The sequence below is a fragment of the Microbacterium sp. Ag1 genome (genome assembly GCF_001005635.1).
Lineage (GTDB): Bacteria > Actinomycetota > Actinomycetes > Actinomycetales > Microbacteriaceae > Microbacterium > Microbacterium oxydans.
Genome location: NZ_LBCR01000020.1, coordinates 1 through 15,211 on the forward strand (window position 1 = coordinate 1; position 15,211 = coordinate 15,211).

The 15,211-nt window shown below is 67.3% G+C and carries 11 protein-coding genes; 3 read left to right on the top strand and 8 right to left on the bottom strand.

Annotated elements, in window-relative coordinates; genetic code table 11:
• Nucleotides 1-53: 53 nt before the first annotated feature.
• From AAY78_RS01675 to AAY78_RS01690, 4 genes are all read right to left on the bottom strand, one after another.
• On the bottom strand, nucleotides 54-1,172 hold the full coding sequence (locus tag AAY78_RS01675) for a fatty acid desaturase family protein (protein WP_331454392.1): 1,119 nt from the start codon (nucleotides 1,170-1,172) through the stop codon (nucleotides 54-56).
• A gap of 155 nt (nucleotides 1,173-1,327) precedes the next feature.
• Nucleotides 1,328-1,612: a hypothetical protein gene (locus AAY78_RS01680; RefSeq protein WP_127011755.1), complete on the bottom strand. Its 285-nt coding sequence runs from the start codon at nucleotides 1,610-1,612 to the stop codon at nucleotides 1,328-1,330.
• Nucleotides 1,613-1,813: 201 nt separating this feature from the next.
• Nucleotides 1,814-2,767 (bottom strand): intradiol ring-cleavage dioxygenase, encoded by a 954-nt coding sequence (locus AAY78_RS01685; protein WP_046746647.1) that lies wholly within the window; start codon nucleotides 2,765-2,767, stop codon nucleotides 1,814-1,816.
• A 77-nt stretch (nucleotides 2,768-2,844) separates the two neighbouring features.
• The gene (locus AAY78_RS01690) at nucleotides 2,845-3,987 is read right to left on the bottom strand and encodes a low temperature requirement protein A (RefSeq protein ID WP_046746684.1); all 1,143 of its coding nucleotides are present in this window, start codon (nucleotides 3,985-3,987) and stop codon (nucleotides 2,845-2,847) included.
• Nucleotides 3,988-4,338: 351 nt separating this feature from the next.
• Between AAY78_RS01690 and AAY78_RS01695 the strand changes: the two genes are divergently transcribed.
• From AAY78_RS01695 to AAY78_RS01705, 3 genes are read left to right on the top strand one after another with little or no spacing between them, the layout of a single operon-like run.
• Nucleotides 4,339-5,865 (top strand): sugar transferase, encoded by a 1,527-nt coding sequence (locus AAY78_RS01695; RefSeq protein ID WP_046746648.1) that lies wholly within the window; start codon nucleotides 4,339-4,341, stop codon nucleotides 5,863-5,865.
• A 4-nt stretch (nucleotides 5,866-5,869) separates the two neighbouring features.
• Nucleotides 5,870-7,066, top strand: a complete 1,197-nt coding sequence (locus AAY78_RS01700) for a glycosyltransferase (protein ID WP_046746649.1) — start codon at nucleotides 5,870-5,872, stop codon at nucleotides 7,064-7,066.
• Complete coding sequence (locus AAY78_RS01705; RefSeq protein ID WP_046746650.1) at nucleotides 7,063-8,199, top strand: glycosyltransferase; 1,137 nt, start codon at nucleotides 7,063-7,065, stop codon at nucleotides 8,197-8,199. Before AAY78_RS01700 ends, AAY78_RS01705 begins: the two co-directional genes overlap by 4 nt.
• A gap of 45 nt (nucleotides 8,200-8,244) precedes the next feature.
• Here AAY78_RS01705 and AAY78_RS01710 read toward each other — a convergent pair whose 3' ends face one another.
• From AAY78_RS01710 to AAY78_RS01725, 4 genes are all read right to left on the bottom strand, one after another.
• On the bottom strand, nucleotides 8,245-9,555 hold the full coding sequence (locus tag AAY78_RS01710) for a lipopolysaccharide biosynthesis protein (RefSeq protein ID WP_046746651.1): 1,311 nt from the start codon (nucleotides 9,553-9,555) through the stop codon (nucleotides 8,245-8,247).
• Nucleotides 9,556-9,565: 10 nt separating this feature from the next.
• Nucleotides 9,566-12,289 (bottom strand): right-handed parallel beta-helix repeat-containing protein, encoded by a 2,724-nt coding sequence (locus AAY78_RS19655; protein WP_156172591.1) that lies wholly within the window; start codon nucleotides 12,287-12,289, stop codon nucleotides 9,566-9,568.
• A gap of 195 nt (nucleotides 12,290-12,484) precedes the next feature.
• Nucleotides 12,485-13,837 carry a polysaccharide biosynthesis tyrosine autokinase gene (locus AAY78_RS01720; RefSeq protein ID WP_052748602.1) on the bottom strand — a complete coding sequence of 451 codons (1,353 nt, stop codon included), beginning with the start codon at nucleotides 13,835-13,837 and terminating at the stop codon, nucleotides 12,485-12,487.
• Nucleotides 13,838-13,890: 53 nt separating this feature from the next.
• A complete protein-coding gene (locus AAY78_RS01725; RefSeq protein ID WP_052748603.1) occupies nucleotides 13,891-15,201 on the bottom strand; it encodes a hypothetical protein in 1,311 nt (436 codons plus the stop codon).
• Between the last annotated feature and the right edge of the window lie 10 nt (nucleotides 15,202-15,211).

The window sequence follows — 15,211 nt, forward strand, 5'->3', positions numbered from 1 at the left end:
CTGCTCGCGCCTCTGTCGTTCCCGGACTGATCAGGCCCGGTGATGTCTGGGGGCTACCCCCGGCCGAACTGCGCCACTGCCGGGCAGTCGAAGGGATCGGCTCCGGCGGAGAGACCGACCCGGTTCAGGTACTCGATGACGATCATGTAGGACCGACCGAGGCTGGTCTCCGTGTAGGGCACGTCGTTCGCCGCGCAGTAGTCGCGAACGATCTCCCGCGCCTTCGCGAGGTGCGGTCGCGGCATGCTCGGGAAGAGGTGGTGCTCCACCTGGTAGTTGAGGCCGCCCATGAGCCAGGTCGTCCACCATCCACCGCTGATGTTACGGGAGGTGCGCACCTGCTTGGTGAAGAAGTCGAGACGGGCGCCGGGCTCGATGATCGGCATCCCCTTGTGGTTAGGCGCGAACGCGGCCCCCATGTAGACGCCGAAGACCGCGAACTGCACCCCCATGAAGGCGAAAGCCATACCGAGGGGGAGCATCATGAACACGGGCACCAGGATGAGGCCGAACCGAAGCGCAATGATGCTCAGCTCGGTCCAGCGTCCCTTGACGTTCTTCGTCGTCATGAGGTACTTCAGGCCGAGGAAGTGGAGGTTCAGCCCCTCGAGGGTGAGGAGCGGGAAGAAGAGCCAGCCCTGCTTGCGGGTGATCAGCTTGATCAGGCCCTTGGACTTGGCGGCATCCTCCTCGAGGAACGAGATCGTGTCGACTTCGATATCGGGGTCCTTGCCGACCTGGTTCGGGTTCCCGTGGTGCTTGGTGTGCTTCGAGTCCCACCACGAGTAGCTCATGCCGATGCTGGCGATCACGATGCGGGCGAGCTTGAAGTTCGCCGGCCCGGTGGAGAGGATCTGGCGGTGCGCGGCCTCATGCCCGAGGAACGCGATCTGCGTCAGGACGATGCCGAGCCCTGCGGCGATGAGCAGCTGGAACCAGCTGTCGCCGAGCAGGATGAAGCCGGTGATGAGACCGCCGAGCGCGACAGCGATGCCGGTGGCCACGAAGATGTAGAACCACTGGGTCCGCTGCAGCAGCCCGGTCTCCTTGACCACCTGCGAAACCTGCTTGTACGCCTTCGCCATGGGAGGGAAGTCTGCGTTGCCGGAATACGTCTGACGAATCGGACCCAGCGTTGCCGCGGTCGGTTCGATCTGTGTGAGGGAGATGATCTTCTCCTGACGATCGGAGCCCTTGAGCTGTGAAAGCCCAAGGCAGCTGCCCAACGCTTACCTCACAGTAGCCCTAGCTCTATACGCGTCAGGGAATACATCGGAACCTCTCGCCGACCCTTCAGCCGAGCCCGGCTGCGGATGTCCGAGGCGGCTCAGGCCCGCGCGCGTCGGGTCCGGCGTCGCCACGCTCGCGGAAGGATCGAGGGGAAGTCGGGGGTCGACCGAGAGGGTCGGTTCGCGTCTTCGAGGGCGCGGAAGGCGGCATCGAGCGAATCGAAGACTCCGAGTTCGGTGCCGTGATTGTCGCGCACGAGGTGCGCGCTGCCGTCGAACTCGACGAAGCCGGCGAACTCGCCGCCGCGCGTCGCGACGTGCACATCGACGTCGGCCTGTTTCCAGGTCAACGGGTCGGAAGGGGGAAGTGTGGTGCTGCTCATGGTCATACTCATTGCTGTGTGGCGGACACGCGTGGCGCTCCGCAAGATGTGAGACCGAGGGCGGATTCCGCACGCATCGATGTGCGCGGTCCGTGATGGCCCTGATCAGTGGCGACGTGGCGGCCGAGAGGGGCGATGCACACACGTTGCTCGACAAGCATAGCAGATCTCCCCTCTCGACCTCAGGAGCCCCGATGTGGCTCAGCTCGACGGCCGGCCGCCGCCTGGCCCGCCCTGACCTCCGCCCGCGGCGGGAGCTGTCTCGGTATCGATGCCGACCACGAGCGTCGCCGTATACCCGCCCTGCACGCCGCCCGTGACCGTGGCCAGTTGCAGCGCTCCGGAATCGTCGCCGAAGACGTTGTCGCTCGCCAGCGTGATCTGCGACAGATTCCTCGCGGATCCGTCGTAGGCCGACTCGGCGTAGACGTCCGCGCATGCCGCTTCCGGAAGTGCCAGCTGCGAGGTGGCGATGGCCGCCGTCGAGTCGGTGATCGAGCCGACATCCGGATACACCTCGAAGTGGATGTGCGGCCAGCGGCCCGAGTAGCACCCGGGGAACACAGAGGTGAACGAGACCCTGCCGTCGGCGTCCGCCACCTGCACACCCCTCAGGTAGGTGACGTCCTCCAGCCCCGAGGAATACATCGAGTACTCTCCCTGGGCGGTGCAGTGCCACGCGTAGACGGCGACACCGGCGAAAGGCAGGCCTCCGTTCGCCAGATCGATGACCCGCAGCTCGAAGGTGAGGGGCACTCCCTCCGCCGTCGCTCCGCCGTCGATCGAGGACCGGATGTCCTGACGCACGATGCCGGCGTCCTCGAGCACATCGGGCCCGTTCGACCCGTCCCCCGGATACGGCCCCGCCGTCTCGTCGGGGATCTCATCGACGCTCACGGACTCGCCATCCGATGTCGACGTCGTGCTGGGCATCGGTGTCGACGTCGCAGCTCCGACCGAGTCGGACGGCGTGCAGGCCGCGAGGACCACGGCTCCGATACCGAGCCCCGCGAGGCCGAGCACACCGCGCCGGCTCAGCAGGGTGCGGATGTCGAAGGCCGCCCCCTGGTCGACGACCTCCTCGTCGACACGATCGAGCAGCCTCCCCTCGTACGCGGGACCATCGGGGGTCTGGGTGGGTTCCGGAATGCTCATGATGCTCTCCTCCTCGACGAACTGTTGGTGATGACCACCAGCGTCGCGGAGCTTCCGATCAGGCGCTCCTGCGCCCGCTATGCCTTCTCTATGTGTGAGGAATCGACCGGCGGACGCAGCACCAGCACCACCACGACTCCGACGAGGATGAGGGCGGTGAGCGTCACCGGAACCGGCAGCACGGGGTCGAGCAGCACCAGCACCGCCGCGACCGGGACGACCGTGTTCACGACACGATCCGCGTTCTCACGGATGGCGATCCACCAGATGCCCACCAGGAAGATCGCGATCGGGATGGTGACCGTGAACGATGCGGCGATGTTCGACAGATGGCTCTTCCCGGTCAGGACGTCGAGCTCCACCTCGATGCCCGCCGAGAAGGCGGCCGCCGCCGCGAAGACGAAGTAGTGCGTGTATCCGTAGCGCAGCGACCGCGCGAAGCTCGAGATGGCACGGTGATGCGGCGGCCAGAAATAGATCCACCAGAGAGACGCCGTCACGACGAGCGTCAACACCGAGATCGCGATCAGCGGCCCGAGACTCTCGACCTTGTCGAGTGCATCGATGATCGCGTTCGCCGAGGCCAGCAGGCTCTCGCCGAGCACGATCAGCGTGAAGAGTCCGTAGCGCTCGGTGATGTGATGCGGATGCCACGGATTCTGCTTGCGGAACTCGGCGAACACCGGGACGCTGATCTCGATCAGGGCGAACAGCACGAACGCGGCGAGCTGCAGGGGGCCGGTCGGTATGAGGAGGAACAGGATCCACAGCACCTGGACGGCAGCGATGCCGAACGCGTACCGTCGCGCCACCGACCGCAGCTGACCGGCCGACCGCGACGCCCGCAGCCACTGCGCCACCATCGCCACGCGCATCACAACGTACCCGAGCACGGGAACGGTGAAGTCCCCCTCGTTGAACGCTCGGGGGATGCCGGCGGCGAAGACGAGGACGCCGCCCATCTGCACGAAGGTCGTGACGCGGTAGAGCCAGTCGTCCGTGTCGAACGATGTGGCGAACCAGGTGAAGTTCATCCAGGCCCACCAGATCGCGAAGAACAGCATCGCGTAGGAGGTGATGCCGTGCAGGAACTCTCCTTCGCTGAGGGCGTGGTGCAGCTGAGCGGAGGCGATGCTCACCGCCACCACGAAGACGAGGTCGAAGAAGAGCTCGAGCGGACTAGCGGTGCGATGCGGCTGCGCCGGGTCGCGCGGCAGCATGGTTCGAAGCTGGAAGCGTGGACGGTCGATGTTCGCGGTCACCGCGACAGGATAGCCCTCCGGCGGCCGCCTCCCGCAGCCGCCGTTCATCCAATCAACAGAATTACCTTCCGGTGGAGCCCGTGTTCCGCTAGACTAGCTCGAGTCTGCAGTGCCTGCTGTCAGCGATCACCGTGTGGGACGGTGAGAACGCACTCCGTGATGTGGGAATCATGGGGAGTCTCAGCAGGACCCGAGGGGTCGGGACGCAGACGAAAGCCGTGAACGTGGGGTTCATGGTCTGGGGAAACTGGGGAAACACATGTCGCACTGGGGATTTCTGCGTACATTCACGGCTCATGGGGCCTCGGCATGACTTCCGTCGAGGATGCCCTGAGCATCGCTCGTACGGGCTTCGTGCCGGTCGCGGCTCCGCGAGCCACGAAGTCGGTGACGCGCACGGTGGTCACGCCGCGCGCTTCGGCGACTCTGGAACGGCGCCGTCAGTGGGAACGTCGCTATCGGATGCAGCTGCGGATCACGGATGCGGCCGTCATCCTGTTCGCACTCGGTCTGACAGCAACGATCCAGCTGGCGAACGGCGTCTCCGGGCCTGAGGTCCTGCGCGACGGCATTCCGCTCGCCGCGCTGTGGTACCTCCTGCTGAGCGCGCTACACACGCGGGACGCCGCGTTGTTCCGCGCCAGCGCCACCGAGTACCGCGGCGTCGTGCACGCCACGGGACTCGCGTTCGGGATCATCGCCATCGTGGCGGTGCTGCTCGCCTGGAAGACGATGCAACTGACGCTGCTGCTGGGGCTGCCCGTCGGTGTGCTGACTCTCCTGGTGACCAGGTGGCTGTGGCGTCACTGGCTGCAGAAGCAGCGATCCCAGGGAAGGTTCGCCTCCCGCACCCTCGTCGTCGGCAATAGGGACGACGTGGAGTATGTGGTCCGGACGCTGCACCCGATCGGCGCATCCGGCTACCAGGTGGTCGGCGCGACGCTGCTCGACGGCAACGCTCGCGACATCGTGATCGACGACACGCGGTTCCCGGTCCTGGGGAACGTGAACTCCGTGTCGTCGGTCGCGGCCGAGGTCGGTGCCGACACGATCATCGTGGCGAGCCGCCCCGAGGGCGAGCCCGAGTTCGTGAAGCAGCTCAGCTGGCAGCTGGAAGGGACCGCCGCCGAGCTCGTGCTCTCGAGTCGCCTCACCGACGTCGCGGGTCCGCGGATCTCCTTCGCGCCGGTGGAGGGACTGCCACTGATCCAGGTGCAGATCCCCACCTATGAAGGTGGCCAGCACCTGCTCAAGCGCGCCCTCGACATCGCCGTGGCCACGGTCGCGCTGATTCCGATCGCGCTGCTGGCTCCCGTGCTCGCGCTGCTGATCAAGCTGGACTCCCCCGGTCCGGTCTTCTTCTTCCAGGAGCGGGTCGGCCGCGACGGTCGACGGTTCAAGATGGTCAAGTTCCGGTCGATGAAGACGGACGCCGAGCAGCAGCTCGCCCTGCTCAAGGAGCAGAACCAGGGCGCCGGACTCCTGTTCAAGATGAAGGACGACCCCCGCGTCACCCGGGTCGGCCGAGTGCTGCGCAAGCTCTCTCTCGACGAGCTGCCGCAGTTCTGGAACGTCCTCATCGGCGACATGAGCGTGGTGGGGCCTCGGCCGCCGCTGCCCAGCGAGGTCACCGCCTACGACGGCACCGTCTTCCGTCGCCTGTACATCAAGCCGGGGATCACGGGGCTGTGGCAGGTCTCCGGTCGGAGCGACCTCTCCTGGGACGAGAGTGTCCGGCTCGACCTGCGCTACGTCGAGAACTGGTCCGTGATGAACGACCTGCAGATCATGTGGCGCACCGCCAAGGTCATGGTGCAGCCCAGCGGGGCATACTGATCGGATGAGCAATTCGAACCGCCTCACCATCGCGATGGTGGGGACCAGAGGAGTGCCCGCAGCATACGGCGGCTTCGAGACCGCCATCGAAGAGGTCGGACGCCGTCTCGCCGACCGCGGACACGATGTCGTCGTGTACACCCGCGGCTCCGAGCGGCGCGAGAAGGAGTACCTCGGTATGAGGGTCGTGCACCTTCCCGCGATCCCGGTGAAGCAGATCGAGACGCTGAGCCACACGGGGCTGTCGGCTCTGCACCTCATGTTCCGGCGGCGGCCGGATGCGACCTTCGTCTTCAACGCGGCGAACTCCCCGTTCCTGCCCCTGCTGCGATTGCGCCGCGCGCCGGTCGCCCTGCACATGGATGGACTGGAATGGCGACGCTCGAAGTGGGGTCCGCGCGGCAAGGCGTACTACCGCTGGGCTGAGCAGTTCGGGGTGCGCACGGCCGATGCGCTGATCGCGGATGCGCCCGGAATCGCCGACTACTACCGGCACCAGTTCGACGTTCCGACCGAGCTCATCCGCTACGGCGCCCCGATCCTCGACCAGCTCCCGGAACGTGGCGTCGCCGAGATGGACCTCACTCCTGAGGGGTATCACCTGGTCGTCGCACGGTTCGAACCGGAGAACCATGTGCTCGAGATCGTCCGGGGTTACCGCGACAGCGACGCGAAGCTCCCGCTCGTCGTCGTCGGCTCGGCGCCCTACAGTGCGGGTTACACCCAGGAGATCCAGCGTGTGGCGGACGGCGACGACCGCATCCGTCTCGTGGGGGGCGTCTACGACCAAGAGCTGCTCGATGCGCTCTATGCGAATGCGCTCGCGTATCTGCACGGCCACTCTGTGGGCGGCACCAACCCCTCGCTCCTGCGCGCCATGGGGGCCGGGACCGCTGTCATCGGCTTCGACGTCCCCTTCAACCGCGAGGTACTCGACGGCAACGGGTGGTTCTTCGCGGATGCCGCCCAGGTCGCCGAGCAGGTGATGGCCGCCGAGTCCGACCCGGCAGCGACCGCGGCCAAGGGCACCGCCGTGCAGGAGATCGCCCGCACCCGCTTCCGCTGGGATGATGTCGCGGACGAGTACGAGGCACTCGCGCAGCGGATCTCCGAAGGCGCGACCATTCACCCCTCCGCCAGGCGGGCACGCCGACGGTCGACGGACTGGGCGCCCGTTCGCGCCGAATCGAGCACTTCGTGAGCAACGAGTCGAAGCGACCGACCGTCCTCCTCGTCCACCCCGGCGCCGAGATGTTCGGGTCCGATCGCATGCTCCTGGAGAGTGCCATCGGCCTCGTCGAATCGGGCGCGCGCGTCATCGTCGCTCTGCCGAGTTCCGGCCTTCTCGTGAACGAGTTGCGTGCGGCCGGCGCAGAGGTCGTCATCCTGCCGATGCTCGTGCTCCGCAAAGTGCTGCTCACCCCGCGCGGACTGCCGAGGCTGTTCCGAGACACGTTCCGAGGGCTGGGCGCTGCCTGGCGGCTGATCGGCCGGCTGCGTCCCGACGTCGTGTACGTCTCGACGATCATCATCCCCGAGTGGCCGCTGATCGCCCGGCTGCGCGGAGTCCGCACCGTGAGCCACGTGCATGAAGCCGAGGCCTCGGGCAACAGGATCGTCAATGCTCTCCTCTACTCCCCCCATCTGGCCTCCCATCAGACCCTCGTGAACAGCCGGTTCAGTCTGGACACCATCCGCACCGCGCTCCCCGCCCTGGCCCGGCGCTCGCACGTGGTGTACAACGGCGTCGCTTCTCCCCCGCACCCGCTGTCTCCCCGTCCCCGCACAGAGGGCCCCCTCCGCGTGCTCTACATCGGGCGTCTCTCCCCCCGCAAGGGCCCCGATCTCGTGATCGCAGCGGCCTCACGACTCCACTCCGCCGGGCGCGCAGTGGAGGTCACCCTCCTCGGCGCGGTGTTCGAGGGCTACGAGTGGTTCGAACGCGACCTTCGTGCGCAGGCGTCCGAGGCCGGGGTCACCGTCGACTTCGCCGGATTCCACACCGACATCTGGCCGTTCCTCGAGAAGGCCGATGTGCTGCTCGTGCCATCGCGCGTCGACGAACCCTTCGGGAACACCGCCGTCGAAGGCGTCCTCGCCCTGCGACCGGTGATCGCGAGCGACAGCAGCGGACTCCGGGAAGCAGCAGGCGGTTACGGCACGGCGAGGCTGGTCGCGGCCGGCGACGCGGAGGCGATCGCTTCCGCGCTGACCGACATCGACGCCCGGTGGGATGAGATCGTCTCGACCGTCGCAGACAGCCGCGCCGAGGCCCTGCGCAGGCACGCGCCTCAGGTCTACCGCTCGAGCATCTCGACGCATCTCCTGGGCTGACCCGCACCCCGGTCTGCCACACCCGCCGGCGGGTCAGCGCTCTCGCTACACCTGTTCCAGCTCGCCCACGGTGAGCCGCTTCTTGTTCCGGACGATGTAGATCGAGAACGGGATCAGCTGGCACACCACGAGGGCGAAGGCGACGCCGATCAGGGGTCCGGCGATGCCCAGCACAGGAGTGAGCACGAACGAGAGGGTGATGCCCACGGCCGCCATGCTGAGCGTGGGGATCACCTGGAAGCGGATTCCCGGCTTGTCCATGATGAACATCCCCAGGGGGTACACGGCCGCAGTCATCATGATCATCAGACCGAAGGCGAAGATCGTGCTCGTGCGCACCGTCAGCTCACCCTGGGTGATGAACCCGAACAGCCACGGGCCGACGAGCCACACCATCACAGTCGCGACGCCGATCGCCGCAGCGAACAAGACCGACAGCAGGAACGGCCCACGCCGGAGGTCACCGTCGTGGCGGCTCTTCGCGAAGTGCGGCCAGAGCGCGAGTCCACCGGCCATCACGAGTCCGTTGAGGGCGAAGAACACCTGGCCCGCCACGCCGTACTCGGCGACGTCGGTGGGTCCGCCCAGCTGAGCGATCACGTAGCGCTGCGAGCCGACGGCGATCGGATACGTCACCATCTGGGCGAGCATCGGCCACCCGACGTCCATCACCCGCACGCCCGGGTAGCGGCGAGGATGCAGGACCATCCGGGCGGCCGAGGGGATCAGCGGCGAAGTCGTGCGAGCCGTGATGAGGATGCCGAGCACGGATACCAGGAAAGACGCGCCGAAGGAGGCGATCGCCACGAAGGAATGGAGATTCTCGCCACCGAAGGTGAGCATCAGCCAGACGCCCGTCATCGTGAGCGGCGAGATCAGCCCCTGGAGGAGGATCACGATGTGGTTGCGACGCTGGCCCAGCATGATCCGCGCCCACACCCCGAGCGGGATGCCGAGACAGAAGATCGTGACGCAGTAGAAAGCGGCCAACGAGGCACCCGGTCGCCCTCCGGCTTCACCGAACACCAGCTCCCAGGCACCCGTGAGCACGAGCACCGTGTTGATCGCCATCGCCGTGGCGGCGAAGGTGAGCAGCACCCGGCCGACGGAGGTGAGCTGGTACCGCAGCTTCTCGTCGGTGCGCACGTTCGTGCTGGTCGCGACAGCGTTGACGAGGACCGCGCCGCTGCCGAGGTCTGTGAACGTCAGCAGCGAGGGGATGGTCGTCAACAACGTGTACAGGGCGAAGCTGTCGACGCCGGCGCCGCCGATGATCATCCGGGTCGTGATGACGCCGCAGACAAGCGCGATGACCATCGTCAGCGCACGCGCGCCGACAGCGAGAAGAGAACCCATGTTTACATCGTCACCGGGGCAGGGCTCCCAGTGTCGTGCTGCTGCCGGGGAGTCGCGATACTGAGGCGATGTCGGACGGCACCGGCACCGCCACCGACGCCTGCGTCGCGGCGAACTGCGGCAGCAGGGCGAAGCCGGCGTCGACCACCGGGGCTCCCTCGACGAACTGCGACCGTCGATCCTGCCCCGTGGCCGCGGTGAACGCGGCCAGCGTATCCGTCACCGCGGGGTCTCTCGAGACGGAGCCCTTCGACCACGCGGAGAACCAGCGGGGGGTGCCCGGTGACGTGCGGTGATAGAGGTTTCCGTTGACGCTCGACATCATCTGCGAACCCGTGTACTGCAAGGAGAAGTCCTGGACGCAGACCAGGCAGTTGCCCGCGCTCTCGGCCACGATGTTGTTCGATGCCACGATGTTCCTCGTGATCCAGGACGCCTCGGGTGCGTACCGCGTCTGCGGGTCGTGCCCCGGCGTGTTCGGGTCGGAGGCGCGGCGGGCGTCCATCGCGATGCTGATGTTCCGGTTCCCGTTGCCGACCAGCGTGTTGTTCCAGATCTTGACGCTGCCGGAGTTCAGCACCCACAGGCCGAACTCTCCGTTTCGGGCGATGACGTTGTCGGCGATGACCGCACGTTCCGACAGCTCCACCATCACGCCATGCCCGGTGTTGCCGATCACATCGTTCCCGGTGAACGCGATATCGAGGACGGACTCGTCGAACCATGGTCCGCGGCCGTCGTTCCCGGTGAACGCGCTGTCCGTGACGGTCACCCCCCTGGTGCGGGTGACCTTGAACGCGCCGGACACCGGTGCGTCGTTGAAGTGCTCCATGTTGTTGCCCACGGAGAGCATCTGCGTCACGGTCAGTCCGTCGGCCTGCGATGCGCCGCCGCCCAGCAGACCGTTGCCGATCAGGGAGACACGGGTCAGCGTGGTCGCCGGCGCCCACGAGTAGAAGCCTGTGGTCGAGTTGTCGCGGATCGTCACATCGGTGAGCGACACGTGCGGTGCAGCGGCGATGACCGTGCCCATCTGCGGGACACTGGTGGCGTATCGGCGCACTCCGATCCCGCGCACCTCGGTCCCTGCGGAGCGGATGGAGAGCGCCTGCGTGAGCACGCTCGCCTCGACCGACTTGCCCGAGGGGTTCGTTCCGATCACCAGACGCTTGGCGGAATCGTCGACGAAGAAAGTGCCTTCCGCGACCTGGGCGACGGATGCGACCTCGCGCAGCTGGACTCCTGCCACCCAGACCTGATCCGGGTGCGCGGCCATCGGGTGCGCCGGATCGACGAATCTCCACTCCGCCGCCGTGTTGTCGGGCGCGCCCTTCGTGTAGGTCGGACTCGCATCGAGGGCTGTGTTCCAGCCGTCGACGAACCAGGTGCTTCCCGAGGCCTTCCAGCCGGTGACCGGCTCGGCGCCGTCGAACCACACGGACTCGTTGGGTGCCGGCTGGATGGTGACCCGCTTCTGCGCGGGCACCACGACCTCTTCGTGGTACGAGCCGCCACGCAGGACGATCGTCCCCCCGTTAGGGACGATGCGGAGCGCGGCAGCGACCGACTTGACCGGTGCGTTCCTGGTGCCGGAGGCTCCGTCGAACCCTGCGGGTGAGACGTAGACGGCCGTCGCCGGAGCTTCGTACACGAGCGTCCCTGGGGCTTTGGCCCCTGGTTCGCCGCGCAGGCCCTCAGGCGTCACGGGAGGTACCGGCTCGGGTTCAGGGGCCGGGGTCGGGGTGGGCTCCGGAGACGGGGTCGGTGTGGGCTCGGGAGCCGGCGTGGGCTCAGGTGACGGCGTCGGGGTCGGCTCCGGAGACGGGTTCGGGGTCGGGGTGGGCTCCGGATCCGGAGTGGGCTCGGGGGTCGGAGTGGGCTCAGGAGCCGGAGTGGGCTCCGGTGTGGGCTCCGGGGACGGCGCGAGCGCGGTCACCGCGAAGTCGTCGATTCCGACCGGAACAGCAGCCCTGGCCCCGGAGGACGTGTAGAGCGCGAAGCCGTATCCGCCTGCGGACTGAATCCGCGCGTTCGAGTCGTCGGAGTACGTCACCTGCCAATCCGCCGGCTCCGCGGCGTTCGATTCCCAGGCCTTGGCCGCCAGTGCCACCGGACTCGTGCCGGCGACGCTGAACGCCACCGTCAGCGTGTCACCGCCCGTCACGGTGAGGGGAAGCCGACGCTCGGCCAGATGCTGCACGCGCATGAGGTCGGTGAGCCGCACGACCGATACGTAGGCCGAGCCGTCGGGGTGGACGCGCACGCGCACCCCGTACGAGTCGGCGCCGGACACCCGGACCGCCTGGGAGAGGTAGAGCGGCCCTCCCACGGGCAGCTCGGGAACGGTCAGCGAGAACCGGCTGTCCACATCAGCGGCGACGGCACCGTCGATGGTGGCCCTGGCGGTGATACCCGGCTTGCGACTCGCGAGCAGCGCCTGCTCGCCGGTCACGCTCGCCGTCGCTTCCACGACACGCCATGGGCCGTCGGGCGAAGACCCCCACCCCGAGTCGACCGTGCGATCCATGTCGTCGGCGATGACAGGAGCGTCCGTGGCATCCGCGGACTGTGCGAGGAGCGGAGCGTCGTCGGCCAGTGCCGACGCAGGAACGGCTGTCAGCGCCGTCGTGAGCGCGACGGCAGCTGTCAGCGCTCCTGCGAGCATCGTGCGGGTGCGTCGCCGGGGCGGACTCGAAGTCTCGCGTGAGGTGCGGTCGAGGAGCGGAGTGGGCACGGTGTCACCGTCTTCTGGGGCAGATTCATGATCACCCCGCAGCTCCGCCGCAGTTTCAACCCCGGGCAGCAAAGTGCGAGTCCCCCTCGCAACTCATGAAGAATACCCCGGCCATCCCGGCGAAGACAAACGAAAACGGCGAGGCACCGATATACTCCGCCGCATCCGCGACCCGAGGGGCCGTCGGATGTCGCCTCAGTCGCTGTAGTACTCGCTGCGGTGACGATCCGGCCGGGCGCGGTTCAGAACCGTGCCGAGGATGCGGGCACCGCCCGACTCGAGCGACTTGATGCTCTTGGCGAGCGCGGCGCGGCGCGTCTTCGTCGCGTCGACCACGAGGATCACGCCGTCGGTCTGGGTGGCGAAGAGGTTGGCGTCGGCCACGCTGAGGATCGGCGGGGAATCGATGACCACGTAGTCGTACTCCGCTGCGGCGAAGTCGAGGAGCTGGTTCATGCGCGCCGACGTCAGGAGCTCCGCCGGATTCGGCGGGATGGTACCTGCGGGCAGGATGTCGAGCGTGCTGTCGGCGACACTGTGCTTGGCGACCTCGAACTCGACTTCGTCCAGCAGCACGCTGGTCAGACCGATCGAGCCGTCGATGCCCGCGTGCTCGTGCGCCCGCGGCCGCCGCATGTCGGCGTCGATCAGCAGCACCGAGTTGCGCAGACCGGCCAGGGTCATGGCCAGGTTGACCGAGATGGTCGACTTGCCCTCCGCCGGCATGCCCGACGTCACCAGCAGCACCTTCACCCGCGAGGAGACGTTCGCGTAGGCCAGAGCCGAACGGATACGGCGGAACTCCTCCGAGGTGTGGCCGAGCGGCTCCTGCGCGACGGCGATGCCCCGCATGGCCAGGAGAGGCGACTTCGAGACGACGCCCAGAACAGGGTCGCCGCCCGCCTCCGTCAGCGTCTCCTCGTTGCGCATACGGGTGTCGAGCACTCCGATGAGCACCGCGATGGCGAGGCCCAGGACGCCCCCGAGGAAGCCTCCGAGAAGGGCATCGCGCGGCTTGCTCGGCGTGAACTGGAACTCAGGCACGACAGCGTCGTCGATGACCTGCGCCGTGATCGTCGATTCGCCCTGCGGGTCCTTGGGCGCCACGTCCTTGACCACGATGATGAGCTGGTCCGCCACGGCATCGGCCAGCTCGGCCGCTGCCTTCGGATCGTCCGTGATCCCCGTGATCCGCAACGTGACCGTGCTCTGGGGGATCGTGACCTCGATGTCCCTTGCGAGGGCTCGCGGAGTCGTGTCGAGCCCCAGCTCCTCGATGACGGGGTCGAGCACCCGCGAACTGGTCGCCAACTGGGCGAACGACAGCATCTGGCTCTGCGTGTACACAGAGCCCTGGTTGAGGTCAGAGGCGCTGGTTCCCTGGTTCAGGGCGAAGTACAACGAGGTCGTCGCCTGGAACAGGGGGGTCTGCAACGAGGCGTACCCGAAGGACCCTGCAGCCCCGACGACGGCGCAGAGCACGATCGCCCACCAGAACTTGCGCAACGAGCTGGCGATCACGCGCAGACTCACCCGGCTCTCGCCCATGACTCCCCATTCCCCCTGAGACTTCGATTCTAGAGGTGTTCGTTCCTGCGACCTCATGATTGTGCAGGGGGCTTCCCGACGAGGCGCTGCCGGTGCACGGGTCCGAGCGCGTCTTGGAGTGCTTCCTCTGACTGCTGCTTCCCTCTGCCGATCACGTCCGCGTCGCGCGCCCACGTGATCGCCAGGCCCACGCAGAACCAGAGGAACATGCTGTACTGCGTGATCAACGCCACCACCACGAGGCTCGGCAGCTGTCCGACGACGGCGATCGACGCCGGGCTCCTGGTCGAGCGTCGTACGGTCATGATCGCCGCGCAGACCAGGGCGGCCATGATCAGCAGTGTGGGGACGTACCCGTACCGGAGCAGAGTGAGGACGAGCGCGTTGTCGACGGAGCGCGCGAAGTAGCCGAGGTAGTAGTCCCCCGAGACGAGCGAGTGCCAGTCCCCCGGGTTGCCGAAGAGCTGCACCTGCTGGAGGAGCACCAGGAGATCGGTCCGGTAGTCCGCGCTGCCGCCCGCCTCGTCACCCGCCGCCCCGAAGACGGAGTCGATGATCGGGATGGCGATCGCGGTGCCGATGACACCGGCCGTGACGACGGCGACCCGGAACCGCGTGGACACCCCGACGATGAGGAACGTGGACAGCACCAGCGTGAGCACGAGGGTGAGCTGTCCGGCGCGGCTGAACGTCAGCACCGTCGCCACCGCGACGATCACCACGCCGCCGATCTTCGGGATCAGCCGCCACTTCGTCGCCACGATGAACGCCGACGACATCGCCAGCGCCGCTCCAAGGGCGATCGAGTGGCCGAACGCGCCCTCGACCCTCAGCACCCCGCCGCGTTCCTGGAGAGGACTCCAGGTGTCGTAGACCACGCCGGATCCGGGGATCAGGACGAAGGGATTGAAGGAGGTGAAGAACTCGATGATGCCGAGGACGGCTGCCACGATGGCGACGACCGCGATCGTCGACGTGACCCATTCCGGCGCGACCCGGGCGAGCACCACGCGTCCCCAGAGATAGGGGATGACCCATTCGAGCAGAGCGGCGACGAGCGACGGGAGATCGACCGTTCCGAAGCCGTACAGCCCGACGATCACGATGACGAATGCCACGACCCAGGCGTCTGCGGCGCGCAGCGGGACGACCGACCAGTTGACGATGATCATCAGGGCGGTCAGCAGCGTGATCGCGGCCCAGTAGAAGCCGATGTTGACGCCGACCCAGAGCGGCACGAAGAAGAGGACGCAGGCCCAGCCCACGAACGCCGTGCGCGGCAGCAGCCTGAGCACGAAAACGACGATGGCCACTGCTGCGATTCCTCCGACGGCGAGGAGCGCGATCGGAACAGCAGTGGCCATGCGTCAGGAT